Source organism: Psychrobacter glacincola (genome assembly GCF_965118485.1).
GTDB lineage: Bacteria > Pseudomonadota > Gammaproteobacteria > Pseudomonadales > Moraxellaceae > Psychrobacter > Psychrobacter glacincola_D.
Window position 1 is genome coordinate 1 of the sequence record NZ_CBCPJH010000074.1, and the last position, 2,064, is coordinate 2,064.

Genomic DNA, 2,064 nt, shown 5'->3' on the forward strand with positions numbered 1-2,064 from the left:
TTATGGTTGGGACGATTACCTAATAACAAATAAGATAGAGAATTTCTTTACTAGCATTGAGATTCTAACCATTTAGATAGTTTAATAATATCATCCTTATTATTCTTTAATTCCTTGCAAACGAAGTAAAATTTATCCCCTGTTAGTAGTTCATGCATTGGGATTCTAACGAGTTTCTGCTTATAAGATTGATCTAGCATCATATAGTTGTTAACGAGGGTAACTCCCAGATTGTACCGTGCGGCTTCTATCGCTAGTAGTACATGACTAAAATGATTTATCTTTATATCACTTGGTAACTCAAATCCGCCTGCCTTACACCACCGCAGCCAATCCTCCGCTGTATTCTCGCTTGTATCTGCATATCTCACGGATAATATTGGATGCCGCCACAATGCATCAGGAAGGGGTTTATCTCTTATTTTCTCCCAAAGCTTTTGACCACACACGGGATATAAAGTTTCAGCAAATAAAAACTTACTGATGAAAGCATGTGGAGGGGGATTGACGGTGATATAACAATCGGCCCTTTGTTCATTATAATCAGAGGGATGATTAACCATATCTAAAGTGAGTTCTATTTCTGGATACTGTCTATAGAAGTCTTCTAATCGAGGAATTAACCAATTTACTGCGACTGAACTGTACAGAGCTAAGCGTATATGCCCAGGTTTTCCATGCTTAATAATCTGACTACTATCTGAAAGAAGACCCAATGCGCCACTCACATCTGTGAAATAACGCTCACCAACCTCTGTCAACGAAAAGGTCCGGCCTTGCCTGTAAAACATTGCTTCCCCAAGATACTTCTCAAGGATGCGTATTTGGTGACTCACTGCACTTTGTGTCACATTGAGGCTCTCTGCTGCTTTTGAAAAGCTGTTAAGCCGTGCAACGGATTCGAAGCATTGTATGGCACGCAACGGTGGCAAGTCCATTATTACCTCAGCTAATACTAAGTATGTTTTATATCATTATACATCATACTGTTACTTGAATATACTGCCAGACAGATCGTTAAATCAGCATGAACCCATTGGGGTTTTAACAGTTTCTGAATTTAGAGTAGGGCGGGGAGGATAAGAATGCCAAAGATGAGTGTTGCATTTGCTATGACGCTATTGGTAATAGGAAATATCATTGCGGTCTTCTCAGACGCTTTGATAAAGAACTTACCGTCTGAGATAGCGGTGTATCAGTTTATCCTATTTCGTCAATTAACAGCAGTTTTAATGCTGTTGCCATTTTGTTTAATCAATAAAAAGAGCAAGTTATTCAGTAATATGAAATGGCACTTTGTCCGTAGTCACGTTTGGTTGCTGGGTGTGATATTCATGGTACTGTCTCTTCAAGCACTGCCTCTCGCAACTGCGAATGCTATTTTTTATGCCGCCCCTTTATTTATATTGCCGCTAGGTTTTTTATTTTATAAAGACAGATTAACCTTTCCAACTATAGCAGTATCTATGTTAGGTTTTGCTGGTATCCTCGTTATCGTACAACCAAAACAGATTAATTCAGGGGCAGTTTTTGCGCTTATAGTGGCGGTAACCATGGCGCTAAACAATCTGTTAGTTCGTAAACTTCCACAACATCATACTGTCTATCAAACGCTACTTTTGACCAATTTATTAGGAATCCCATTCGCGCTTGGTTTGGCTATTTGGGAAGGACAGCCATTTGACTGGCGCTCATTGATTACGGCCGCCAGTTCAAATGTATTTATTTTGATTTATGCAGGTATATGCGTACAGGTGTATCGACACATTGAAGCGTACAAAGTCTCTAGTGCGGAATACTCAGGTTTAATAGGGGCGGTGGTGGTCGGAATCATATGGTTTAACGAAGTGCCAAATATGACTTTGTTAATAGGCTCTGCGCTGATTATCCTACCTTTGATATGGCTTGCTACTCTTGAATCTATGAGGTTTAGACAAAAAATTGGGTAGGATAATCAGATCTCTTGCAAAAGTAGCAGAGAGAATTAAAATAAGAAGAACATTCATCGCTGTCTAGAAACCATGCCAAACTGAACCGCCCCGGTATTGTCGGAGACTTAACATT

Annotated in this window: 2 protein-coding genes; one reads left to right on the forward strand and one right to left on the reverse strand. The window is 39.6% G+C overall.

What is annotated here, in order from left to right; genetic code table 11:
* Nucleotides 1-50: 50 nt before the first annotated feature.
* A complete protein-coding gene (locus ACMHKH_RS14555) occupies nucleotides 51-938 on the reverse strand; it encodes a LysR substrate-binding domain-containing protein (RefSeq protein ID WP_413521338.1) in 888 nt (295 codons plus the stop codon).
* Between the two features lie 147 nt (nucleotides 939-1,085).
* Between ACMHKH_RS14555 and ACMHKH_RS14560 the strand changes: the two genes are divergently transcribed.
* Nucleotides 1,086-1,949, forward strand: coding sequence for a DMT family transporter (locus ACMHKH_RS14560; protein WP_413521339.1), 864 nt, complete (start codon nucleotides 1,086-1,088; stop codon nucleotides 1,947-1,949).
* The last annotated feature ends 115 nt before the right edge of the window (nucleotides 1,950-2,064 follow it).